The 22,968-nt window shown below is 72.9% G+C and carries 19 protein-coding genes; 12 read left to right on the top strand and 7 right to left on the bottom strand.

Annotation, left to right across the window (positions count from 1 at the left end; translation table 11 throughout):
* Positions 1–203: 203 nt before the first annotated feature.
* On the bottom strand, positions 204–1,808 hold the full coding sequence (locus WG209_RS15895) for a hypothetical protein (RefSeq protein ID WP_337176049.1): 1,605 nt from the start codon (positions 1,806–1,808) through the stop codon (positions 204–206).
* A gap of 245 nt (positions 1,809–2,053) precedes the next feature.
* Here WG209_RS15895 and WG209_RS15890 point away from each other — a divergent pair, with 245 nt between their 5' ends.
* The 4 genes from WG209_RS15890 to WG209_RS15875 all read left to right on the top strand — a co-directional run bounded on the left by WG209_RS15890 (position 2,054) and on the right by WG209_RS15875 (position 6,619).
* The gene (locus WG209_RS15890) at positions 2,054–3,187 is read left to right on the top strand and encodes a hypothetical protein (protein WP_337176048.1); all 1,134 of its coding nucleotides are present in this window, start codon (positions 2,054–2,056) and stop codon (positions 3,185–3,187) included.
* Positions 3,188–3,441: 254 nt separating this feature from the next.
* The gene (locus WG209_RS15885) at positions 3,442–4,701 is read left to right on the top strand and encodes an argininosuccinate synthase (protein ID WP_337176047.1); all 1,260 of its coding nucleotides are present in this window, start codon (positions 3,442–3,444) and stop codon (positions 4,699–4,701) included.
* 145 nt (positions 4,702–4,846) lie between these two features.
* Complete coding sequence (locus tag WG209_RS15880; protein ID WP_337176046.1) at positions 4,847–5,113, top strand: hypothetical protein; 267 nt, start codon at positions 4,847–4,849, stop codon at positions 5,111–5,113.
* A 3-nt stretch (positions 5,114–5,116) separates the two neighbouring features.
* Entirely contained in the window at positions 5,117–6,619 is a 1,503-nt protein-coding gene (locus WG209_RS15875) for a hypothetical protein (RefSeq protein ID WP_337176045.1), read from the top strand.
* Here WG209_RS15875 and WG209_RS15870 read toward each other — a convergent pair.
* The 4 genes from WG209_RS15870 to dcm form a co-directional block, all read right to left on the bottom strand.
* Positions 6,591–7,769 (bottom strand): M12 family metallopeptidase, encoded by a 1,179-nt coding sequence (locus tag WG209_RS15870; protein WP_337176044.1) that lies wholly within the window; start codon positions 7,767–7,769, stop codon positions 6,591–6,593. The genes WG209_RS15875 and WG209_RS15870 overlap by 29 nt on opposite strands.
* A gap of 42 nt (positions 7,770–7,811) precedes the next feature.
* Positions 7,812–10,154, bottom strand: coding sequence for a caspase family protein (locus WG209_RS15865; protein ID WP_337176043.1), 2,343 nt, complete (start codon positions 10,152–10,154; stop codon positions 7,812–7,814).
* 108 nt (positions 10,155–10,262) lie between these two features.
* Positions 10,263–10,625, bottom strand: a complete 363-nt coding sequence (locus WG209_RS15860; RefSeq protein WP_337176042.1) for a very short patch repair endonuclease — start codon at positions 10,623–10,625, stop codon at positions 10,263–10,265.
* A complete protein-coding gene (gene dcm / locus WG209_RS15855) occupies positions 10,600–11,856 on the bottom strand; it encodes a DNA (cytosine-5-)-methyltransferase (RefSeq protein WP_337176041.1) in 1,257 nt (418 codons plus the stop codon). The genes WG209_RS15860 and dcm overlap by 26 nt, the downstream gene beginning before the upstream one ends.
* Before the next feature lie 149 nt (positions 11,857–12,005).
* On the opposite strand from dcm, the gene WG209_RS15850 reads away from it, so the two are divergent.
* Complete coding sequence (locus WG209_RS15850) at positions 12,006–12,590, top strand: DUF2239 family protein (RefSeq protein ID WP_337176040.1); 585 nt, start codon at positions 12,006–12,008, stop codon at positions 12,588–12,590.
* 12 nt (positions 12,591–12,602) lie between these two features.
* Here the strand turns inward: WG209_RS15850 and WG209_RS15845 are convergent, their stop codons facing one another.
* Entirely contained in the window at positions 12,603–12,893 is a 291-nt protein-coding gene (locus tag WG209_RS15845; protein ID WP_337176039.1) for a hypothetical protein, read from the bottom strand.
* Between the two features lie 231 nt (positions 12,894–13,124).
* Here WG209_RS15845 and WG209_RS15840 point away from each other — a divergent pair, with 231 nt between their 5' ends.
* A complete protein-coding gene (locus tag WG209_RS15840; RefSeq protein ID WP_337176038.1) occupies positions 13,125–14,441 on the top strand; it encodes a hypothetical protein in 1,317 nt (438 codons plus the stop codon).
* A 557-nt stretch (positions 14,442–14,998) separates the two neighbouring features.
* Positions 14,999–15,286, top strand: coding sequence for a hypothetical protein (locus tag WG209_RS15835; protein WP_337176037.1), 288 nt, complete (start codon positions 14,999–15,001; stop codon positions 15,284–15,286).
* 37 nt (positions 15,287–15,323) lie between these two features.
* Here the strand turns inward: WG209_RS15835 and WG209_RS15830 are convergent, their stop codons facing one another.
* The gene (locus WG209_RS15830; protein WP_337176036.1) at positions 15,324–15,815 is read right to left on the bottom strand and encodes a DUF1569 domain-containing protein; all 492 of its coding nucleotides are present in this window, start codon (positions 15,813–15,815) and stop codon (positions 15,324–15,326) included.
* Between the two features lie 320 nt (positions 15,816–16,135).
* On the opposite strand from WG209_RS15830, the gene WG209_RS15825 reads away from it, so the two are divergent.
* The 5 genes from WG209_RS15825 to WG209_RS15805 all read left to right on the top strand — a co-directional run bounded on the left by WG209_RS15825 (position 16,136) and on the right by WG209_RS15805 (position 22,901).
* Positions 16,136–16,600: an SgcJ/EcaC family oxidoreductase gene (locus tag WG209_RS15825; protein ID WP_337176035.1), complete on the top strand. Its 465-nt coding sequence runs from the start codon at positions 16,136–16,138 to the stop codon at positions 16,598–16,600.
* 100 nt (positions 16,601–16,700) lie between these two features.
* Positions 16,701–16,877: a hypothetical protein gene (locus WG209_RS15820; protein WP_337176034.1), complete on the top strand. Its 177-nt coding sequence runs from the start codon at positions 16,701–16,703 to the stop codon at positions 16,875–16,877.
* Positions 16,878–17,301: 424 nt separating this feature from the next.
* Complete coding sequence (locus tag WG209_RS15815; RefSeq protein WP_337176033.1) at positions 17,302–18,966, top strand: MraY family glycosyltransferase; 1,665 nt, start codon at positions 17,302–17,304, stop codon at positions 18,964–18,966.
* A gap of 43 nt (positions 18,967–19,009) precedes the next feature.
* Complete coding sequence (locus WG209_RS15810) at positions 19,010–21,307, top strand: polysaccharide biosynthesis tyrosine autokinase (protein ID WP_337176032.1); 2,298 nt, start codon at positions 19,010–19,012, stop codon at positions 21,305–21,307.
* Between the two features lie 25 nt (positions 21,308–21,332).
* Positions 21,333–22,901, top strand: coding sequence for an O-antigen ligase domain-containing protein (locus WG209_RS15805; protein ID WP_337176031.1), 1,569 nt, complete (start codon positions 21,333–21,335; stop codon positions 22,899–22,901).
* Positions 22,902–22,968: the final 67 nt, after the last annotated feature.

The raw sequence follows: 22,968 nt of genomic DNA, 5'->3' as shown, positions 1-22,968 counted from the left end.
CCTCACCCGCCGCTGGCGCGGCCGCCCTCTCCCGGCGGGAGAGGGGACATATTCGGCCGGGCGACCGCCCGGTCCGCTCGATCGTATACTGCTGTCGGGATGTCAAGGAACACCGTTATCGAACACCTGAATGGTCAGCACCGGCATCGGCGGGATTTCAGGAATCTCGATTCTTTCGCGACGCGCCCGGATCGGGCGCCGGCTCACGACCCCCCGGCGGGTCGGCCCTCGGCGACGGGGGCCGGCGCGTCGGGGGCGAGGACGCGGTGCTCCAGCTCCAGCAGGCGTCGGTAGACCCCCAGCGCCTCGGGGTCGTCGAGCCTGGGGAGGTTCGCGCCGAGGATCACGCTGTCGGCCCGCTCCAGCAGCCGACGGTGCTTCACCCATCGCCGCTCGGGGGTGCGGGCGAGGGCCTCCGGGTCGGGCGCGTGGCGGGCGACTCGGCGCGAGAGCGCCGCGAAGTCCGGCTGGGCCTCCAGCACCCGACGGATCTCGTCGCGCTCCTCGGCGATGATCCGGGGGGCGTCGGGGTGGAAGGGGACGGTCAGCTCGGGCCAGCGGTCGGCCAGCGCGGCGCGGAGGCGGCCGACGTTGAAGCCCTGGCCGGGGCCGCGGCCGCCGGGGGGAGGGGCCTGCGCGGTCGGGCCCTGGTCCTGGTTCCCGCGACGCTGGCCCGGCCCCCGGCCGCGCCCGCGGTTGCGGCCCGGGTCGATCTCCGCGGCCCTGGCGCGGGCCGTCGCCAGGCGGTCCTCGCCGTCGAGGCCGAGCGCCTGGGACAGCCCCTCGAGCGCCGCGCGCTGGGAGGGCGAGGCGGCGTCCAGGACCGTCGACCACGGGGCGTCCTGGGGGAGCAGCCCCCGCGCCCCGTCGGCGTCGTCCCTGGCGAACCGGCTCTTGTCGCGGAGCAGGCGGTCGGAGGTGGTCGTCGGGATGTCGATGGTGTCGGAGGTGAGCAGGACGTGGGCGAACGCCTCGTCGAAGGAGGTCCGGCCGTCGCCGTCGTGATCGGGCCTCGCCACGGGGCGGCCCGTGCGAGTCGCGCCCAGGATCGCCTCGAAGAACGACGTGGAGAACTCGTGGTAGTCCTCCTCGGAGACGTCCGGCGTGCAGCCGGCGGCCGTCCGCGAGGCGACCGTCGAGAAGAACCCGGCGCGGGGGTGCGGGGCGAACCCCTTCGCGGGATCCCCTTCGTTGTAGATGACGTTGGCGAACCCGCCGGAGTAGCACTGGACCATCACCAGCGTCGCGTCGACCCCGGGGGAGAGCTTGTCGAGCTGGGCGGCGAACTGCTGGACCGTCAGCGCGCCGGGGTGGCCGGGCATGATGAGCGTGGTGTTCCGGGGGGCTTCCCGGTTCGCGGCGTCGGGCCCGCCGTGGCCGGTGAAGTAGAACACCAGGCGATCCCCCGGCGGCAGCGACCGGCCGACGACCTCGAACCAGGCCTCGACGTTGGCGACGCTCGAAGGCCCGGCCAGGCCCGGCAGGCCGACCTTCTCGTAGCGGACGTCGGCCTCGGAGTTGTTCATGAGGATCATGCCCAGGGCGCGGGCCAGCCGCTGGTCGTCGCTCTCCGGCAGCCGGTACTGCACCGAGTTCCGCGCGCCGGCGTCGCCGAAGTAGACGTCGTGCCGCGCCGCCCCCAGGCCGACGCCGTCCAGCACCCGGCGGAAGTACTCGACGTTCCGCTCCAGGGAGATCTGGTTGTGCGAGGGCGGCCCGCCGCCGAACGTCACCACGTGCGTCCCCGCCGAGGCCGTCGCGGCCCAGGCCCCCACCAACGCCACGGCCAGCCCCTGCGCGTGTCGCATCTCGATCCCCCCGATGACTGGACCCCGGCCGGGGCGCGTCGCCCCATCCTTTTAAGGTAGCGTCGGCCACGGCTCGCGTGGTTCGTTTTCCCTCAAGGACGCGAGGAATCCGATGGGCCGTCTCCCCTATGTTCGGAATCCGGGGAGACGGTTGAGAATTGACGAGGAAGCCAGCGACCGGAGGGTTACAATGCCCGCATGATTGTCGCCGTGACGAAGACGTCCCGAGGAGGCGCGGTCGAGCCATGCCCGAGTACCTGTTGACCGGCCGCGACGCGGCGGGGAAGTCGATGACCGAGCGGGTGGAAGCGGGGTCGGCCGACGACGCCGTCCGGATCGCCCGCGACGCGTTGGGCCTGTCCGACGTGGTCCTCCACACCGACGACGTGGGGGCCCTCTACCAGCGGCAGAAGGACGTGGCGGAGCTGATCTCCCCGCGCGACTTCCTCAGGTTCCGCGACCTTCCCGCGCCGATCGCGGGCTTCCTGATCGTGTCGAAGGGGGTCTATCTCCGCTTCTGGCGGATGACGCTGCTGCTCCTCGCGCTGATCGTCGCGAGGCGCTGGATGGGGCTGCCCTGGAGCTTCCTGGACTGGCTCGCGGTCGCCTTCCTCCTGCAGCCGGCCTTCTTCGCGGCCGTCGCCCAGCTCTTCCAGGGCCAGGCCGGCCGCTACAACCAGCTCGTCGAGGCCGCCGCGTGGGGGCGCTGGGAAGAGGTCGTGGAGCGTTGCGACGCGCTCGAGGGGTCGAGCGTCCCGCCCGAGGAGCTGGCGTTCCAGCGGGCGCAGGCGCTCGCCCGGCTCGGCCGGCTGGAGGAGGGGCTGGCGGTCGTCGAGCCCTTCGGCGACGGCCAGGCGATGCCGGAGTGGATCTATCTGACCCGGCTCTCCGACGTGTACTCCGGCGCCAGGCGCTTCGACGACGCCCGCGACGCGATGGAGCGGGCCGTCGAGCTGGCGCCGGAGAACCCGACGGTGCTCCTCGACGCCGCCATGTTCGAGGTCCGCCGCCGTGGCGACGCCGGCCGCGCGCGGGAGCTGCTGGAGGAGGCCCGGGCCCACGCGCTCAGCGACCTCCTCGCGGTGTTCGCGCGGGGCATCGAGGGGATGATCGTCCGCGAGGAGGGCCGGCCGCGCGAGGCCGTCGAGATGCTGGAGGACGCCCACCGCCGGCTGTCGGCGTTCCGGCACGCCTCGCCGCTGGTGGGCATGGCGCTCGACCTGCTCGAGGCCGAGTGGGCCGTGGCCCTGGCCGCGGCCGGCGAGCCCGACGCCGCCCTCCGCCACGCCCGGGCGGCGTACCCGCGCCTCCGCGCCCTGGACGCCCGCGACCTGATCGACCGCCTCCGCTCGGCCCTCGGCCCGGCGATCGAGGGCTGAGCGTCGCGCGGTCGGGAATCGCTTGTCGGAACCTGGGCGTTCCAGGAATAATGGGAGCGGCGCCGGGGCCGTCGTCCCGGCGCGCTTCGTGGAGCCATCGAAGGACAATCGCGATCGGTGGCGACGCGCCCCGCGGCCGGCCTTGCCGCGCGGCCAGGCATCCCGCCGCAATCGTCCTCGACTGCCTCGTCCCGCCCTGGCGAGGCCGCGTCTTTCAATCCCCCCCGCAACCTCCAAAGAAAGAACGAACAGCCGTGGCGCGTGAGAAGATCGTCCTCGCCTACAGCGGCGGCCTCGATACGTCGGTGGCCGTCAAGTGGATCAACGAAACGTACAACATGGACGTCATCGCCTACACCTGCGACCTGGGGCAGGGGCAGGACATCCACGCGATCCGCGACAAGGCGCTGCGGACCGGGGCGATCGAGGCCATCGCCGAGGACGCCCGCAACCTGTTCATCGACTACTTCGTCTGGCCGTCGCTGATGGCCGGCGCGCTGTACGAGGGGAAGTACCCGCTGGCCACGGCGCTGGGGCGGCCCCTGATCGCGCAGCTCATGGTGCGCGTCGCCCGCGAGCACGGCGCGACGGCCGTCGCCCACGGCTGCACCGGCAAGGGGAATGACCAGGTCCGGTTCGACGTCACGTTCCAGACGCTGGCGCCGGACCTCAAGATCGTCGCCCCGGTGCGCGAGTGGAAGTGGACCCGCACCCAGGAGCTGGAGTTCGCCGCCAAGCACGGCATCGAGGTCGAGGCGACCAAGAAGTCGATCTTCAGCACCGACCAGAACATCTGGGGCCGCTCCATCGAGGCCGGCATCCTGGAAGACCCCTGGGTCGCCCCGCCGCCCGAGACGTTCCAGTGGACCGTCGCCCCCGAGGAGGCCCCGGACCAGGCCCAGGAGGTGGAGATCACCTTCGAGCAGGGCCGCCCGGTCGCCATCGACGGCAAGGAGATGGACGGCGTCGAGCTGATCGAGACGGCCAATCGGATTGCCGGCCGGCACGGCGTCGGCCGGATCGACCACATCGAGAACCGCCTCGTCGGCATCAAGTCGCGCGAGATCTACGAGGCCCCCGGCGCCATCCTGCTCCACCAGGCCCACAAGGAGCTGGAGACGCTCACGCTCTCCAAGGAGTCGGACCGCTTCAAGGCCATCGTCGGCCAGACCTACGCCGACCTCATCTACAACGGCCTCTGGTTCAGCCAGCTCCACCAGGACCTGATGGCGTTCACGGTCTCCAACCAGCAGTACGTCACCGGCACGGCGCGCATGCGGCTGTACAAGGGGGGGATGATCGTCGTCGGCCGCAAGAGCCCCAACAGCCTCTACCGCCACGAGCTGGCGACCTACGAGGAGGGCGACCAGTACGACGCCGCCGCCGCCCTGGGCTTCATCAAGATCCACGGCCTCGGCCAGACCACCCAGGCCAAGCACCAGCTCCTCAACAGCAAGGCCGGCGGCCCCCGCCTGGAACTCCCCAGCATCATCCCGCCCGACAAGGCCAAGTGACCCCCGCGCCGGCCGCCCCACCCGGGGCGGCCGGCCAGGCCTGGGAGGCTCGACGCGCCGCCGGTCCCCGCTTGACCCCTCGGACATCCGTAGTAATAATGGCCTCGGAGGTCGCGCTCGGGTCGACTCGACGGGGGGTCGTGCGATGGAGAGGCTTCGAAGTTCGCTCCTGGTCCTGGCGCTGGCCGGTCTCGCCGGCCGGTCGGACGCGTGCCTGAACGACATCGAGTTGGAGGGGCATGAGCGGGAGTTCCGCTCTCAATACTCGCAACTCGCGGAATCCTCGGAGGCCCCGGAAACCCCGAGGCCCCGGTCCCTGTTCGCCCGGGATGACGTGCTGCTGGGCGGCGGCGCGGCGCTGCTGGTGGGGGCGTTCGCCCTCGCGTCGCGGCGCGATCGGGCGGGGGCCTGAGCCATGTCGGCCAGGGGTCGCGTCGCGTGGACGGCCGCCGCGGCGTTGGCGGCCTGGTGCGTCGCCTACGTCGGGGTGCAAGTCGCCCATCTCTTCGATCAGCCGGGGCGGCATCCGGAGCTAGCCCGGCAGTTCCGGCCGCCGCACCACGTTCCGGAGCACGCCGGGGGCGTGCCGTTCCGGTTCGCCATGGCCCATGACGTGATCCACGAGCGGTTCGCCAAGCATGGCCTCGCCTACTACCGCGAGCGCGACCGCGTCGTCCGCGAGAAGCTGGCCGCGCTCGCCCCCGACGACCCCGCAACCTTCCCCCTCCTGGACGACCTGGCGGTGGGCGTGGAACGGCTGGGCCGATCGGACGAGGCGGCCTCGATCATCCGAGACAAGCTGGCCCGCCAGACGGCGAAGGGGCTCGGGGGCCGTGACCTTTACACGTCCTACGCCAACCTCGGGACGTTCCTGATCCATGGGAGCTTCGCCCAGGCCGCGGCCGGCGACCCCGCGGCCCGCGAGCGGCTCCGCGAGGGGGTCGGCTTCATCCGGAAGTCCGTGGAGGTCAACCCGGCGGCCCACTTCGGCCGCGAGCGCTGGCAGGCCGCGATCGCGGAATTCCTCCTCGCCGCCATGGACGACCCGACGCTCCTGGAGAAATACGACTGCGTCGGCAATCGCCTCGATCTCCCGCTCAACGAGATCATGGGCGATCGCCGGAGCACCGGCTACGGCCGCCCCTACGACATGATGTTCGCGGAAGATACGACGTTCCAGCGCGACCGGACGGAGGAGGGCCTCGGACGCGCGTGGATCACCAAGGTCGGCGCCGAGGAGGGGTGGGAGGGCGTCGACGTCCCTTCCCACCGCGCGCGGGTGCCGTTCGACGAGCCGGCGCTGGGGATCATCGGCATGTGGCGGCAGGGGGGAGGCGCGAATCCCCACTTCGCGCTCGCCCTGGGGGAGACCATGCTCCGCGTCGGCCAGCGGTCCATCGCCTGGTCGGCCTTCGAGCGGGCGTCGCGCCTCGCCGGACGCTACTCGACAATTCCGGAGATCCAGGCATTCCTGCGCGCGCATTGTTACGAGCGTCAGGCCGAGATCGAGCGGCGCCTCGACCCCAACTCGCCGATCGGCGATCGGCTGCGATCCGCTTTCGACGCCGAGTTGGCCCATGGGCAGGGCTACCAGGAGGACTTTCAGGACTACGAGGCGGCGAGGATCGCGGCCGGCGGGTCGATCGAGGACGAGCATTTCCTCGACGACTTCCCCAGGCGGGACGAGGCGATCGCCTCGCCGAGCGGCCGGGAGGAGCGGGCGGACGTCACCCTGATGTCGGACCTTCGGGCGAGCGTCTCGGAGCGGGCGCGGGCCGTCGCCCTGTTCGCGTCGGGGATCGCGGCCTTCGCGACGTCCGCCCTGCTGGGCCTCCGCCCCGGGCGGCGCCGGAAGGCCGGCGGCCCGGGGGTGGAGGCCATGGAGAGCGTCACGCCGACGCCCGCGCCGAGACCTTGAAGGCGCCGGTGCCGGACGTGGGCCTGGCGTGTCGGACGGAGACGAAATAGTCGCGCGACTGGGTCAGGCGGATAGTGAGGGACGGGTTCGCGCCCTCCTCGGCGTAGAGGAGGCCGGCGGCGGAGTCGCGGTCGCGCTGGACGGAGAGGAGCAGGGGGGTGGACCCCTCGGCGCGGAACGTGAAGACGCCGGGCTTCGCGGGACGCATGCGGTAGCGCGCGACCTGGCCGGGCGTCGCGATCGCGCCGGCCCTCGGCGGGTCCCCGGCCACCAGCGCGGCCTCGGCGGGCTGGTCGACGCCCGCCTTGGGGTAGGCGAGGTTGGCCAGCACCTTGTCCATCGGCGAGAGCACGGTGTTGTTGGGCGACTCGAACGGGGTGCCGTCGGCGTAGCGGGCCAGGCCGGCGGGGAACTGGTACATCATGATGGACGAGGGGTCGAACGCGCCGGACTCGATCGGGCCCCCCTTGTAGACGTTGATGATCTGCTCGCGGACCGTCGACGGGCTCCAGTTGTTGGGGGGGGCGCCGAAGACGCGGTTCGCCGCCGCCTCGTCCCAGACGATGGGGCGGTCCGGCCTCATATGTTCGTGGACGAACCCGAGGGCGTGGCCGAACTCGTGGAGGATCACCCGGCTGAACTCCTGGGCGAGCCACGCCGGGTTGTTCGCCAGCGACGGGTGGAAGACCAGGTTCATCGCCGGCTGGCCCCCCTGCCGCACGACGCTCATGCAGTCCATCCCCAGGTACGCGCTGTACGTCCCGTAGCCGATCCCCAGGCGCGGCTGCGGCAGCAAATTCACCGTGATGTGGGCGGTCGGCTGGTCGAAATCGAACGTCACGTCGGCGTATTCGCTCCAGGTCGGCGCGATCTCGCGGACGGCCCGGCGGATCCGCGCGCCCCAGGCGTCGGTCCCGTTGAGGAAGACGACGTGGAGCTTCGAGCCGGTCGGCCAGCGCTTCGAGAGATCGATCGCGGCGCGGCTGGGCCGGACCTCCGTCTCCGGCCTGCGCGGGTCGATAGGCCCGCCGGCCATCTGGTTCGCGCAGAGGCCCATCGCGGAGGGCGCTTCGGGGCTCGGCGCGGTCGCGTCGGCCCCATCGACGAGGAACGGGGAGGCGTCGACGGGGAGCGGATCCATGTGGGCCATGCGGAGACTCCTGGATTTCGACGGGGCGGGGATGGATCGGGATCAGGACGAGGAGCGGGCGGACGGCGGCCCGTGGGCGGACCAGAGGAGGCCGGGGACGAGGGCGTCGGCGACCTCGTCGAGCATCCCGGCGCGGGGCGACTCGGCGGCGACGCCGAGCGCGGCGACGGCCTCGGCCGAGGCCGAGAGGAGCGGGGCGAGCGCGGGGAGCCCGCGCGCCAGCGAGTCGCGGAACGCCTCGCGGGCGCCGGCCGGATCCCCCCCGCGCAGGCGGAGCAGGCCGAGCAGGGCGTGGGCGTCTGGCAGGGCGGGGAAGCGCTCGACCAGCCGGTCGGCGACGTCGGCGAGCCGGTCGAGACGCCCCTCCCGCAGCCGGAGCAGGCCGACGATCATCCCGGCCGTCGGATCGAACGGCGACGACTTCAACAATCGTTCCCCCGTCGCGAGGGCGAGCCGCGACTCCCCCTGGCGGACCAGCCGCTGGAGCATGCCGACCAGCCGGGTCGCCTCCGGCGCCTCCCCCCGCGCGGGGGGCATGGCGAGCAAGACATCGACGCGGGCGTCGGCCCCCTGGTGGATCGCCAGCTCCGTCGCGCGGCCTTCGAGGACGACGGTCGCGAAGGTGGTCGCCCGGCGGGCCGGCTCGGCGACGGTCACGAAGTACGGCCCCGGCGCGAGCCGCCGTTCGAGCCTGGACCTCGCGCCGGCCCTGGTCAGGCGGATCGGCCCGTCGTCCCGGCCGTCCATCGGCCGGACGCGGATCTCCAGCGCGTCGAGATACGCGGCCACTCCCTCCGGCGTGGCCAGCCGTCGCGCGAGGACCTCGTCGATCGATCCGCCCAGGCCGGGCGCGACCACCTCGCCGGAGATCGCGAGCCGGAGCCCCTGGAACGGGGGCCCGGAGGCGTAGAGCAGGGGAGGGACGGCGGAGTCCTCGCCGAGCCGCTCCGAGACGTCGTCCCCCGGCGCGAGGGCGATGAGCCGTTCGACGGCCGGGCCCTCGGCGGGCCGCGTCCGGGCGCGGTAGACGCCCGGCGCGAGGCCCCCCAGCTCCAGCCGGCCCAGGCCGACGGCGTCGGGGATCGGGGAGCCCGCCGAGTCCAGCAGTTCGATCGCCGCCAGCGGGTCATTGGCCGAGATCACCAGCCGGCCCGGGGCGTCCGGGGCGGCGACCGCCGCGGCCGCGCGGGCGGACCTCGCGGTGGCGGCGGGCGCGGGGGCGAGCTTCACCGGGTGGTCGGTCGGGTCGTCGTAGACCTCGCGGACCGCCGGCGGCGGCCCTTCGAGGCCGGGGCCGGGGACGACGTGGACCAGGTAGAACCGCGGCGCGAGCGAGAAGGCGACCGGCGACCCGGCCAGCACGTCGCGGGGGGGCTCCGGCGGCAGGCCCTCGCCGAAGACGCGGACATCGGCCACCTTCGCCCCGGGCGCGACGCCGGGGGGCGTCTCCGGCTCGACGCGAAAGTTCACCGCCGGGGCGACGGCCAGCATCTTCAGCACCGGGTCGCCGCCGTGGTCGCCCCCCAGCCGCGGGCGCTGGGCTTGCGCGCCGCCGTCCCCGCCGCCGACGATCGCCTCGCGCGCCAGGCCCTCGAAGCCCTCGCGAAGGTAGCGGAAAAGCCGCTCGGCCCTCACCTCGTAGGCCCCGCTCCGGGGCGAGTAGACCTTGGCCGAACCCGCCCCTTCCAGGCCCTTCAGCAGGAGGTCGGAGAAGAGGCCCTCGCCCTCCAGGGCGGTCAGGCCGAGGGCGGTGGCATTGTAGATGTATTGATCGGTCGGGATTCGTCCCCGATGGGGAGACAGCCGGCCGACGCGGGCGATCTCCTCGCGATCGACCCGGTTCCGGCAGCAGTCGAGGAAGAAGAACTGCTCGCGGCAGCTCGTCGCCAGGAACGTCCGCGTGATCGACGGGATGCTGATGGCCGGCTTCGGGGTCGCCGGGTCGTAATCGGCCGGGACGAGGGCGTCCTCGACGTCGTTCCCGAGCGCGTCGGTCGCGGCGGAGAGGCCGTGGCCGGAGTAATAGAAGTACAGCCGTTCGCCCCGGCCCCCCGCGCGTTCGTGGACCTCGCGCACGGCCCGGTTGATCTGATCGAACTCCGCCTCCCGCCGGTTCGAGAGCGCCGAGAGCCGGTCCAGCCGCCGGGCGATCGCCTCGCGACGGTCGGCGGGGAGCGCCATGGCGTCGAGGATCGGCCCGAGCGCGTCGTCGTCGTTCGGGGCCAGCAGGAGGATCAGGTCGTCCTCGGCGACCCCGTGGGCGTTGCCGGGGTCGAGGAGCCATTCCATCATCCGGATCGCGTCGCCGACCGGCCGGGTCAGCGGCCCGAACCGGCCCGACTCGCGATACTCGTTGATCCCGACGACGACGGCGTAGCTGGGCACGGGCGTCCCCTCCGGAGCGGCGCGACCATCGCGCGGCATCCGAGGAATACGCTCGTGGGGGGGGCCCCGCCGGTTTCACGAATCCGGCGGCCCCTCCGATTTCCCGGCCTATCGCGCCCGCTCCAGCAGCGCGGCCACCCGCGCGACGCAGGCGTCCAGGTCGCGGTCGACCTCGTGCCCCCAGATGCGGATGACGAGCCAGCCCCGGCGTCGGAGCGTGGCGAAGTTGCGGCGGTCGCGGGCCCGGTTGCGCTCGATCTTCGCCCGCCAGTAGTCCGACAGCTTGTGCTTCCACAGGGGGTAGCGCCAGCCGTGCCAGAAGTCGCCGTCGACGAACACAACGACGCGCGCCTTCGTGAACACGAAGTCGGGCTTGCCGGGCAAGGGCTTGTAGTTGCGGCGATATCGCCAGCCCCGGCGGTGGAAGGCCGAGGAGAGCTTGCGCTCAAGCGACGTGTTCGTCCCTTTCACCGCCCGCATCGTCCGGCGTCGCTGCTCGGGCGTCAGGTTGTCGGCCGAGTGGAAGGCTCCTCGCGCCGGCGGCCCGCGCCGGCCGCTCGATCGACGCCGAGGCCGGGGACAGGACGTGGCGGTCGATCCATTGTACGACCGGCACGCACACGGCGTCGCCGAACCCGAACAGGTCCTGGCCGGCGCGCCCGGTCAGCGGGAAGTCGGGCGCCCCCTGCAACCGGGCGTACTCCCGGGGGGACATCCAGCGCATGCGGAGCCGGCCCCCCTCCACGACGATCACGATCTGCCGGGCGCTGCCGCCGCGGGGGGTCCGCAGGCAGCCGGCGACGCCGTCGAAGCGGACCTCGGCGCGGGTCTTGCCGTCGCGCTTGCGGCGGTAGATCGTGCCGACGAACGTCTCGCCGGCCGCGACCATCGCGTCGATTCGCTCGCGGTGGCGGTCGTGCATCATCGCGCGATGCTTCGCCACGGCCGCCTCGTCCCACCAGTCCTGGCCGTCGTCGCGGTCGATCGCCGTGTCCACCCCCGGCGGATTGCCCGTCGGCGCGGGGACGTCGAAGGCCAGCCAGCCCGTCGGCAGGTCGATCGACCGCATCAGCTCGACCAGCCGCCTCGGGCGGATCCGACGGTCGGCCGAATCCATCCGCTCCGTCCAGGCGTCGACCAGCCAGCCGCCCGACGACCGGGGCGGGGCATTCGGGGGGTCGCCCCGGTCGTCCACGCCGACGACGAACACCCGCGGCCGGCTCTGCGGCACGAACATCGCCGCGTCCAGCGTGAAGGCGTCCAGCCGATACCCCAGCCCCGCCAGCGCCCGCGCGGCGGCCTCGAAGTCGCGACCCCCGGCCGAGGTCAGGAAGCCCGCCACGTTCTCCAGCAAGACGAGCGGCGGCCGACGCCCCCCAAGCGCCTCCAGCGCCCGGACGAACCCGAAGAAGCTCGACGAATGCGAGCCCTCGAACCCCCGCCCCCGGCCGGCCAGAGAGAGGTCCACGCACGGGAACGATGCCGTAGCGAGGGCCGGGCGGCCCGGGATGCGGGAGACCACGTCGGCCGTCCCCCACACGTCCCCCAGGTGGAAGTGGCCCTCGTCGCCGAACCGGCCGACGTACAGTTCGCGTTTCTTCGGGTCCAGGTCGTTCGCGTAGGCGCACGACCAGCCCGAGGCCCCGAGCGCCTCGCGCACCAGGCCGATCCCCGCGAAGAACTCGCAGAACGCCCCGCCCATCGCCCGCCCCCCCGTCGCCGCGCGCCGTCCCTCCCAATCCTACCACACGCAAGGAGCGACAATTTCACCCGGGCTTATTGACACCGAGAATCGCCCGGGTATTATTGCGGCGTCGATTCATCCGGGGCTTATCGCGACGGGAGGGGGCGATGGAAGACAAGCGGACGTATACGGCCTTCGCGGGGGAGCACCTGGTGGGCACGGGGGGGCTGCGGGCGATGCTGGGGAAGGTGAAGGCCTACCTGGACGACGGCGGGGAGGATCGGGTCCTGATCTTCGAGGACCAGACCGGCCGGCAGGTGGACTTCGACTTCCGGGGGACGCCCCAGGAGGTGCTGGACCGGGCCGATCCGGGGGGGCCGAGGACCGGGCCGGGGCGGCCGAAGTTGGGGGTGGTGGCCCGCGAGATCACGCTGCTCCCCCGGCACTGGGAATGGCTGGAGCGTCAGCCGAGCGGGGCGTCGGCGGCGCTCCGGCGGCTGGTCGACGAGGCTCGCAGGCGCGAGCCGGGCCGCGAGCGGGCCCGCGTGGCCCGCGAGGCCGCCAGCAAGGTGATGTGGGCCATGGCCGGCGACCTGCCCAACTTCGAGGAGGCGTCGCGGGCCCTGTTCGGCTCCGACCTGGCGCGGTTCGAGAAGCTCATCGCCGCATGGCCGAAGGACTTGCGGAAGCACCTGGCCCGGCTGGTCCGCGAGGCGGCCGCGATGGAGGAGGAGGGGGCGGCCGGCGGATGATCGTGGAGGCGGTCAGTCCGGCCGGCGTTCCTCGACCAGCGTCCACTGGGCCTCGATCGGCGCGTCCGCGCCGCCGGCCTCGGGCTCCCTCGCGTGGCGGAAGGTCGAGACGTGGACGCCCTGCTTGCGCATGAGGTAGGCGACCAGCCGCCGGTCCCAGCCCAGCCTGTGGAGGACGAGGCCGACCAGGAGGGCCGCGGCCGCGAAGGCCGCCAGGACCACCGCCAGGAACGCGAGGACGATCGTGACGACGGCCAGGGCCAGGGCCTGGAGGGGCCGGGGGAGCCGGGAGGTCGGGGGCATGGGGCGGGCCTCGGTCGTGTCGGGGGCCTCGGTCGCGACGCGCATTCTACCACGGGCTACATCGATTGCGGAACCGCGGCCGATTCGATAGGATCGCCCCTGACGGCCCGAACGGATTCAACTTCATGGATGAGACACCGGCCACGCGCGGGCCGCCGAGCCCCGCCCCGCCGACGGCTCCCCGACGGTCCCACGCCCGCCACGCGATAGACACCCGGAAGGATCCGCCGCATGCCCTCGACCACCACGGCCGAACCGGACGGACACGCCCCCGCCGCGCCGGCGGCCGGACGACGCGCCGACGCCCTCGCGATCGTCGGCCTCTCGCTATGGGTGCTCGCCAGCCGGGCGCCGTACCTGGACACGTTCGACTTCATGGGGAAGGACGGGCCCCTCTACGTCAACGCGCTGAGGCTCGATTCGACCTTCGACGTCCCCATGCCGGGGAACATCGGCTACGTGCTGCTGGGGAAGCTGGCGAATGCCTTCTGGGCCGACCCGGTGACGGCGTTCCTGATGGTGAACATCGGGCTGACGATGGCGGGGGCGGCGTTCGCGTACCTGTTCGGCGCGCTGGTCGTCTCGCGGCCGATGGCGGCGGCGGCGGCCCTGGCGATGACGTGCAACCCGATGGTCTGGTGGCACGGCGGGGTCATCGCCAGCTACCCCGTCTGGCTCGCGGTGTTGCCGGCGATCGGCTATTACGGCCTGCGCTACCAGCGATCCGGGCGGACGGCCGACATGGTCGGCGCCAGCCTGGCGCTGGGGGTGGGGATGGTCCTCCGGCCCGATCTGCTCGCCTTCGGCACGCCGCTGTGGGGGGGCTCGCTCTTGCTGGGACGGGCGCCGATCCGCCACTGGCTGATCGGCGGGGCGATCCTGGCGGCGGCCTGCTGCTGCTGGTTCTTCGGCACCTCCTGGGTCCTGGGGGGGGTCGACGCCTACCTCGACCGCGTGCGCGCCAAGCACGAGGGGGACAAGGCGGGCTTCTCGGTGGCGGCGCGGGGCCTGTTCGAGGGGCTGGCCCGCAACGGGGTGAAGTACGGCCTGTTCCTGGCGTGGGGGGCGGCGCTGGCGCTGCCGCCGTTCCTGGTGGGGCTGGCCCGGTCGGCGCGGCCGTCGCACTGGCGCGAGCTGGCGCTGGCGGCCCTATGGGTCGGGCCGTCGTGGGCGTTCTCGCTGCTGATCTTCGCCGGGAACGCGGGGCTGATCTTCCCGTTCCTGCCGCTGCTCTACCTGGGCGCGGCGATCGGCTTCCGACGGCTCCTGGGCGAGCGTCGGGCCGTCGTGGCGATGGTGATGCTGGCCGCGGCGGGGGTGCTCCAGTTCACCCTGACGCCGCTGCTGCCCCAGCGCGACCAGCGCGACGTGATCCTGAACGTGACCTTTTTCCGCTACGGCGGCGCGGGCCTGGTCCAGCGATACAACTTCAACCTGGACGACTTCGGCGTCTCGCCCGCCCTGGCCGACGTCCGCCGCCAGATGGCCGACCCCGAGCCGATCCCGAGCTACCCCGAACTCCTCCCGGGCCAGATCCTCCCGCGCTGACGCGACGGCCAAGGTTGGCTTCGTTCGTCATCGCGGCGCGGCCCATGTTTGACGCAAGCCAATACACAGGAGTTTTTTGCAACGAATCCAAGTTGGCTTCGTTCGTCGAAATTGATTGCGCTTTTTCGACTCGAGCGAGCCACCGCCAAGCGTCCTTCTCCCACGAGGGGGAGAAGGGGAGGCACGTCCGCGAGCGATGACCCTCGGGAGCGGGCGGCACGCGGGGAGGCGTCGTTGATCGCGCGATCGTAAGCCGCCGCTATCTCTACCAGTCCGACGACCCTCACCCGGCCCTTCGGGCCACCCTCTCCCGGCGGGAGAGGGGGCGCGCGTTTGCACGCTCGGCGAGCGTGTCGCGGTTCACCTGTCCTGCTGCCGAATTGCCAAGGATCGACGGTCTTTGGGGATGATCCGCGGCGAGGTCGGCGGGATTTCATGTTTTCGGGATAGTTCCCCGATTCGCGCCGGGGGGCACCGCCCGTGCCTCCCTTGCCTCGGGGCGTCGTGGCGCTAAACTGAATATTAGTCCACACGCCACGGGCAGGGGAGGTCCAGTCATGTCGAGCCAACCACGGCCGAGGCAGACGCGCGTCGACACGTTCGTCGGGCCGGACGGGGAGCCGTTCTCGTTCATCACGCGGATCTGGAAGAAGAAGGACGCCAAGGCCTGCGAGCTGTGCCCGGAGTGCAACCGCAAGTCGCTGTCGCTCATGTCGCTGTGCGCGGTGGTCACCCCCGGGTTCATCAGCGACGAGGACGCCGAGGGTCATCGCTTCGGAGAGGGGGATTTCCTGCCGGACACCACGGTGGAGGTCCGCCTGATCGAGGATGACGACGAGGATTGAACCGATCGACGGGCGGGCGCGGCGGCCCCGCCCCTCATTATTTCCCCGGGGATTCGGGGACGAGGAAGCCCAGGTGGTGGGCGCAATGGAGGAGCTGCATCCGGGCCGATTCGTCGCGCGAGACCGCGCCGAACATCGGGGAGGGGCGGTACGGCCCCTGGTGCGCCTTGAATCGAGCGACGGCGCGGCGGAGGCGGTCGACGGCCGCGGCGTCGTCGCCGCCGGGGGCGGGGACGGAGGCGGGAAGCGTCGGGGCGTTCGCGGGCATCTCGCCCCCCGCCAGGGTCTTCCGCAGCATGCGCGGGCCGACGGTATGCCGCAGGAGGAACATCACCGGCCGGAGCGCCAGGGGCGCGGGGGGGAAGCCCTCGACCGGGTAGGTCAGCCAGTCGGCCAGGTGGCCGCACGCCTGGGAGAGATCCCAGCGCCCGAGGCGGCGGTAGCCGCCGGCGAGCAGCGCCTCGGCGTCGCGGACGGCTTCGTCCAGGTCGTGGAAGCGTAGGCGTCGACGCGCGGATTCGGCCGACATGCTCATCCCTCCTCGCGATGGTTGGAGACCGAAAGGTCGGCAGTGTAGCAGGGAGGGCGCGCCGCGGCGACGGCTCGTCGGCGGGGCGATCGGGCCGCTCTCCGCCAGGAAAGACGGCAAAGGGCCGGGCGAGGCGACGACCGGCGCGAGGGCGATGAAACGGGGGATTGCGTTTACTCCGCGGCCCTCGCGCGAGGATCCATGGAAAAGCGGGGCGTCCCGGTTTATTTTCGGCTTCGGATGGGGAGCGGACCTTGCGTCGTGCCCGCGTCGCGGGCGCGTGCCGCGCCGCGACTTGCCGCGACACCGGAGATTCCAAATTGCCCGACACGGACGAGGTCCGCTCGCTCTATCTGCAACTCCTCCGGGCCTGGAACGGTCGCGACGCGGGGGGCATGGCCGAGTGCTTCGCGAGCGACGGGATCATGATCGGCTTCGACGGATCGGTCGCCGAGGGTCGGGAGGCGATCCGGGATCATCTCTCGCCCATCTTCGCCGACCATCCGACCGCCGCGTTCGTCGCGATCATTCGGGCGATACGCATGGGCGAGGGGGTCGGCATCCTGCTCGCCGACGTCGGCATGGTCCCTCCCGGGGCCACGCGGATCAACCCGGCGGCCAACGCCCGCCAGTCCATGGTGGCCAGGGCGGATGGCGGACGATGGCGGATCGAACTCTTCCAGGCCACGCCCGCCGCGCTCCATTGGGACGAGCGGGGCCGCGAGGCCTTGTCCGCCGAGCTGGACGCGGCGTTCGGCGAACGCGGGCCGCTCCCCGACCGTTGATGGCTCGCGGCCGGGAGACGCCCCGGGGCGGGCCCGGCCATGAGATGGGGCGGACGCGTCGACATCCCGCCGCGACGCGGGCGGCCATGGGGTGACCTTCATGAGAGCCTTCCTCGTCTTCGCGTGCATCCTCCTGGCGATCCCCGCGCTGCTGATCGGCGGCGTGGGGGGGCCGACGGACAGGCCTTTCCTGATCGCCGGGGCGATCCTCCTGGGCTCGGCGACGATCGCCGTCGCGCTCCCGGGAGGGGGGGCGGGGGGGCGCGAGCGCGCGTGAATCCGGAGCCGGCGAGGTCGCGATTCGTTCGCGCTCGCGCTTGACGGGGTGGCGGGCTTCGGTGATACTCCTCGGTCTCCGAGAGTGTCCAAACCTGGGATGGAATCCTGGGGGTGGAGATGCACCCGCACGAGTCAAGGAAGACGAGACCCACCGTGCTTGGCTACACCCCGACCTTCCGTCGCGCCGCGGGCCCGCCGGGTCGATCTCGACGACCCCTCGCGGCGGCCCTCGACGCCCTCGCGGCGCTCGCCGCCGGCGACGCGATCGCCCGAATGCTCGCCCTCGCGACCGGCCTCCGAAGGCCGGCGACCCTGCTCGCGCCCGTCGCCGTCGCGAGCCGGGCCTCGATTTCGATGATCGTCCCGGGCCGATCGGCCAGGGACGGCGAGTGGGCCGCGGGACGCGGGGAGGGCCCGGAGCGATGGTGATCAGCAACGGCTATCTGATGATCTTCGCGTTCGCGATGATGGGCTGCGTGCTGGCGACGCCGCTGGTGACGCTGTTCGCCGGCTGGGTCGGCGCGATCGACAAGCCCGACGGCTACCGGCGGATCCACACCGCGAGCATCCCCCGCCTGGGGGGGCTCGGCCTGGCCGTGGGGGTCGCGGTGGGGGTGCTGCTGCCGCACGCCTCGGCGTGGTCGCCCAACTTCAGCGTCAACCTCCCCGACCTGACCCGCGAGTGGCCCATCGGGATCGCGGCGCTCATCATCCTGGCGGTCGGGTTCATCGACGACACGCGGTCGCTGGGCCCGCGGGTGAAGCTGCTGGGGCAGGCCGCCGCGGTGATGGCCCTGTACCTGGGGGGGATCCGCATCGAGCGGATCGACGTCCTGGGGCTGGACCTGGGCCTGGGCCGGGGGGCGATCGAGTTCGCCGTCATGGGCCGGCCGTTCGACGTCGCGCCGGGGAGCCTGGCGGTGACGCTGTTCTGGTTCCTGGGCTGCATGAACGTCTGGAACCTGATCGACGGCATGGACGGGCTGGCCTCGGGCGTGGGCCTGCTGGTCAGCGGCACGCTGACGCTGGTGGCCCTGCACAACCAGAACGTCGAGGTGGCCATCCTGTCGATCGCCCTGGCCGGCTCGCTGGCCGGCTTCCTGCTCTACAACTGGCACCCCGCCTGCATCTTCCTGGGGGACAGCGGGGCGCTGCTGATCGGGCTGCTGATCGGGGTGATCGGCGTGCAAGGGTCGCTGAAGGGGCCATCGGCGATCTCGATCCTGTTCCCGGTCCTGGCGATGGGCCTGCCGATCTCCGACACGGCGATGGCGATCTTCCGGCGCTGGGTGCGGAACCTGCCGATGAGCGCGGCCGACCGCCGGCACGTCCACCACATCCTGATCGGGCTGGGGCTCAACCCGAGGCAGGCGGCGCTCTTGCTGTATTGCTTCTCGGGCTTCCTGTGCGGGGCGGTGCTGCTGGGGGTCTCGCTGCGGAGCGAGTTCCTGGCGCTGGTGCTGGGGATCTCCGGGTGCCTGGCGTTCCTGGTGGTGGTGACGAGCCGTCGGGACGAGTTGCACAACCTGATGGACGACTTCCAGGCGCGGATGACGCGGGGCCGCCAGGAGCGGCAGGCGGCCAAGCTGACGTGGGAGGCGATCCAGCGGGTGGAGCTGTGCCGGTCGCCGCTGGCCGCGTTCGAGATCCTGGAGAAGACGGCCGAGGCGCTAGGCTGCCCCCGGTTCCACGTCGCCTGCGCCGACGCGAGCTTCCCGCCCGAGGGGTCGGCGGCGACGCTGGACGCGATCGAGGACGGGGACGAGGCGTCGCCCGGGGCGATCGTCCGGACGACGGCCGGCGGGCTGCGGATCACCGCCGTCATGCGGCTGTCGGCCGACGCGGCCGGGGGCCTGGCGCCGGACATCGCCTTCCGCTACCTCCAGCGCCTGACGCGGAGCCTGGCCGACCGCCTGGCGGCCCTCGCCGCCGAGGAGGAGGCGCGACGCGCCGAGGAAGCGGCCCTCGCCGCCGAGGAGGCCGCGCGGGCCCTCGAGCGGGCGGCCGAGCCGACGCCGGCCCCGACGCCCGGCCTGGGCCGGTCGCTGGCCCTGCGCCAGGTCGACCCGGGCCTCGCCCGCCGCTGATCGACCCGATCGAAGCCGACGCGACGACGACGACATCCAGGGAATGGACACGACGGAGGCCTTCATGGACGAACTCGCCCCCTATCGCGGAGCCCCCGCCCCGATCGCCTCGGCCACGCGCGGCGCGGTCGCGCCGGGCGGGTTTCCGGCGGCGGCCCCGGCCGGCGTCGGGACGCCCTACGGGCCGGACCTGGCGGCGGTGAAGAGCCCGGCGGACTACCTGGGGGCTCTGAGGCGCCGGGCCTGGCTCGCGCTGATCGTCGCCGTCCCGCTGGGGACGCTGGCCTCCATCTACGCGCTGCGACAGCCGAAGATCTACCAGGCCATGGGCCAGATCCGCATCGAGGCGCCCCACTTCGATTCGGCCCTCTCGGCGCTGGTGGCGCGGGACATGGGCCAGGGGGACGCGTCGTCGCAGGCGTCCTACGCCGCCGACAGGGTGACGGACCTGCAATACGGCCGCGCCCTGGCCGAGCGGGTCATCGCCCGCAACCAGTTCGGCCCGGAGGTCGCCCAGATGGACGACCCGGCCGCGGAGCTGATCGTCGACCACATCGCCGTCAAGCCGGTCCTCAAGTCGAACACCTACAACGTGACGCTCAACGGCCGCGACCCGGCGCTGACCAAGCGGCTGCTCGAGGCCGTGCTGGACGAGATGGTCAAGGCCGCCAAGGACGAGCAGGCGATGCGCGTGGGCGACACGGTGGAGAACGCCCGCCGGGCCCTGCGGACCCTGATCGCGGCGCGCGACGACCGCCAGCGCGAGATGCTCGGCCAGATGGAGGCCCTGGGGACCATCGGCCCCGGCGGCCGGAACATCCTGGAGGAGCAGTACGCCAAGCTCGGCCAGTCGATCGAGGCCCAGCAGGCGCGCCTCGGCGAGTTGCACCAGAAGATGATGTTCTCCCAGTACTTCCCCAGGGACGAGGTCGTCTCCCCCCGCGAGGCCGCGGCGAGGGCGCAGCGCGAGCGGCTGGAGGAGCTGAAGCAGAACCTGGTGGACCGCCTGGACGACCTGAGGCGGAAGACCCGCCACTTCGACTCCGACCCGGCGGCCAGGCTGGTCGCGCGGCAGCTCCACAAGGTGATGACCGACATCGAGGAGATCGACGACTCGTTCGCCGCCAAGACCGAGATGGCCGCCGACCCCACCGAGCTGATCCACGAGTCGCTCCAGCGCGACGTGGAGACGCGGCAGGCGCAGCAGCAGGAGATGCTGACCCGGATCCAGAAGGCCATGCCGGACCAGCAGAAGTACCTGTACCTGCTGGAAGACCACGCGTCGATCCGCAAGCAGATCGACGACATGACCAGCAAGCTCCAAGCGTTCGAGATCCTGGCGAAGTCGCAGGAGGCCAACCCGCCGGTGAAGGTCCTCGGGGTGATCAAGGAGCCGTCGAGGCCGATGAAGTCGAAGACGACGCTCATCGTCATGGGGCTGGTCGTCAGCCTGGGGGCGGGGGTCGGGCTGGTCGTCCTGCTGGAGCACCTGGACCACTCGGCGAAGGTGCCGGAGCACGTCAGCCACGGCCTGAACCTGCCGCTCTTGGGCGTGGTGCCGCGGACCCCCCGCACGGCGCTCACGCATCGCGGCGGCCACCTGTGGACCGCCGGCGCGCCCGACTCCGCCGCGGCCGACGCCTTCCGGAACATCCGCGCCGGCCTGCTGGGCTCGGCCGACCTCGGAGGGCCGATCGTCAGCCTGCTGGTCTCCAGCGCCAAGGCGGGGGAGGGGAAGTCGACGACGGCGCTGAACCTGGCCGCCGCCTGCGCCCGGGCCGGCGAGCGGACGCTGCTGCTGGACGTCGACCTCCGCCGCCCGACGCTCGACGCGGCCTTCCCGGCCGACGCGGGCGACGACGACGGCCTCGGCCTGGTCGACGTGCTGAAGGGGGCGGTCCCCTGGCAGGCGACGCTGAGGCGCACCGAGCTGCACAACCTGGACTTCATCCCCGCCGGCGACCCCCGCGACGTGCCGATCGAGATCCTCGGCACGCTGGAGCTGCGGCAATTGCTGACGGCCCTGACGCACCACTACGACCGCGTGATCCTGGACGGCCCGGCCATCCTGGGCATGGCCGACTGCCGCGTGCTGGGCCGGATGGTCGACGCGGCCGTGCTGGTCGTCCGCGCCGGGGCGCACCGGACGGTGACGCTCCAGCGGGCCAAGGCCGTCCTGGAGCAGTCGCGCGTGGAGATCGCCGGGGTGATCGTCAACGGGCTGAGCGACGGCGCCCAGCACTGGTCGAGCCACGCCTACGGCGCCGCGGCCGTCGCCGCCTACCGCCGCGACCGGGCGTTGCCCGCCGCCGCCCCCGAGGCCGCGCTGGCCGACGCCTGACCCGAACGCCCCGGAGCCCTCCCCGATGCACACCCTCCGACACCGACTCCTGGCGACGTTCGACCGCTCGTTCGGCTGGCTGGTCGCGGGCCTCGTCCTGGCCGCGATCCTCGGCTTCGGCGGGGTCGCGTGGTGGTCGCGCCCGGCGCTGGTGGCCGGGGCGTGCGCCCTGACGGCCCTGCTGCTGGCGCGGCGCCTCCTGGAAGGCCGCGCGACGATCCTCAAGAGCCCGCTGGGGGCGCTGGGGCTGATGGCCCTGGCGCTGGGGGTCGCGCAGGTGGCGCCCCTGCCGGGGGCGCTGGCGGCGCGGCTGTCGCCGACGGCCCGCGACGTCTACGCGCGGGGCGTGCTGCCGGCCGCGGCGCTGGAGGACGACCCCGCCGCGGCGATCCCCGAGCCGATGGGCGTCCGCTCGCCGGCCAGCCTCGACCGCGCGGCGACCGTCCGCAAGATGGCCCTGCTGGCGGCCTGCCTGGGGGTCTTCTGGTGCGCCTCGCACGGGGTCGACCGGCTCCAGCGGCTCTACCTGGTCTGGGGGGCGGTGATCGCCGGGTTCCTGGTCAACGCCACGCTGGCGACCGTGCAGGTGGGGACCCGCACCGACGGCCTGTTCGGCTTCTGCTCGCCCGGCGCGGGGGCCCCGGGGTGGGCCCCCGACGCCCACGACCTGCTCGACGCCCCGTGCGTCGCGACGCTGCGGGAGCTGCCCGCCGGCGCCGCGCCGGGGTCGGCCCCCGCGACGCGGCTGGACGCGGTCCGGCCGTTCACGTTCGGGACGCTGCCGGGGGGGGTCGGCGGGTTCCTGGCCCTCGGCGCGCTGGCCTTGCCGCTGTCGCTGGGCATGATCCTGCACCTGGGCTCGGCCCGGGGGGGCGGGGCCTGGCCGGCCGGGGCGGGGGACTCGGGGCGGGGGGGCGCGGCGATCCTGCTGGGGCTCCTGTCGATCCCGGGCGCGTTCCTGGTCGGGCTCGGGGCGGGGGGCTCGTTCTGCTTCCCGTTCGCCGTCGGGCTGGCGCTGGCGGGGCTGCCGGCGCTGCTGGTCCCCGGGGCGCGGCTGCTGGGCCTCGGCATGGCGACGACGCTGATGCTGGCCCTGGCCTCCGGGGCGATCGCGCAGGCCCGCTGGGACGACGTCGCCGGCGAGCCGCCGCCGCTGGAGGCCCCCGTCTGGGCCGAGAGCCGCGCCGCCTGGCGCGACGCCGCGCGGATCTTCCGCGAGTTCCCCCTGGTCGGCGTCGGCCTGGGGGGCTTCGGCGCCGTCCATCCCTACTTCAAGGACCGCGACCCGGCGTCCAACACCGCGATGAGCAGCCTGCTGCAATGGGCCGCCGAGGCCGGCATGGTCGGCCTGGCGATCCTGGGGGCCGGAGCGCTCTGGTCGATCGCCCGCGTCCCCGGCGGCCTGCGCCGGCTCGCGCCGGCCGACCGTTTCCTGGCCCATGGGTTGATAGGGGCCGTCGCCGGGCTTACTCTATTGGCCGCCGTCCACTGGACGGTGGAACTGTCGGCCGTCGCCGTCGCCGCCAGCGCCCTGGGAGGGACCTGGAATCGCTGGCTGGCCGGCGGCACGGACCTCTTCGTCGAACACGCCTGAACCCCGCGGGGGAGGGCCCGGGGCCGCGCCCCATCACGACCGGGACATCGCTCAGGGAGGAGTCGAT

Origin of the sequence: Paludisphaera sp., assembly GCF_037189885.1 — a bacterium.
Taxonomy (GTDB): domain Bacteria; phylum Planctomycetota; class Planctomycetia; order Isosphaerales; family Isosphaeraceae; genus Paludisphaera.
The sequence above is the reverse complement of the archived record's forward strand: the minus strand, read 5'-3'. Positions and strand labels throughout refer to the sequence as shown.

Coding starts and splice junctions, on each gene's coding strand:
- WG209_RS15850 (WP_337176040.1), top strand. CDS start 12,006: ATGGAAGACAAGCGGACGTATACGGCCTTCGCGGGGGAGCACCTGGTG.
- WG209_RS15820 (WP_337176034.1), top strand. CDS start 16,701: ATGAGAGCCTTCCTCGTCTTCGCGTGCATCCTCCTGGCGATCCCCGCG.
- WG209_RS15810 (WP_337176032.1), top strand. CDS start 19,010: ATGGACACGACGGAGGCCTTCATGGACGAACTCGCCCCCTATCGCGGA.
- WG209_RS15890 (WP_337176048.1), top strand. CDS start 2,054: ATGCCCGAGTACCTGTTGACCGGCCGCGACGCGGCGGGGAAGTCGATG.
- WG209_RS15830 (WP_337176036.1), bottom strand. CDS start 15,815: ATGTCGGCCGAATCCGCGCGTCGACGCCTACGCTTCCACGACCTGGAC.
- WG209_RS15805 (WP_337176031.1), top strand. CDS start 21,333: ATGCACACCCTCCGACACCGACTCCTGGCGACGTTCGACCGCTCGTTC.
- WG209_RS15815 (WP_337176033.1), top strand. CDS start 17,302: ATGGTGATCAGCAACGGCTATCTGATGATCTTCGCGTTCGCGATGATG.
- WG209_RS15840 (WP_337176038.1), top strand. CDS start 13,125: ATGCCCTCGACCACCACGGCCGAACCGGACGGACACGCCCCCGCCGCG.
- WG209_RS15835 (WP_337176037.1), top strand. CDS start 14,999: ATGTCGAGCCAACCACGGCCGAGGCAGACGCGCGTCGACACGTTCGTC.
- WG209_RS15895 (WP_337176049.1), bottom strand. CDS start 1,808: ATGCGACACGCGCAGGGGCTGGCCGTGGCGTTGGTGGGGGCCTGGGCC.
- dcm (WP_337176041.1), bottom strand. CDS start 11,856: ATGGGCGGGGCGTTCTGCGAGTTCTTCGCGGGGATCGGCCTGGTGCGC.
- WG209_RS15880 (WP_337176046.1), top strand. CDS start 4,847: ATGGAGAGGCTTCGAAGTTCGCTCCTGGTCCTGGCGCTGGCCGGTCTC.
- WG209_RS15845 (WP_337176039.1), bottom strand. CDS start 12,893: ATGCCCCCGACCTCCCGGCTCCCCCGGCCCCTCCAGGCCCTGGCCCTG.
- WG209_RS15875 (WP_337176045.1), top strand. CDS start 5,117: ATGTCGGCCAGGGGTCGCGTCGCGTGGACGGCCGCCGCGGCGTTGGCG.
- WG209_RS15870 (WP_337176044.1), bottom strand. CDS start 7,769: ATGGCCCACATGGATCCGCTCCCCGTCGACGCCTCCCCGTTCCTCGTC.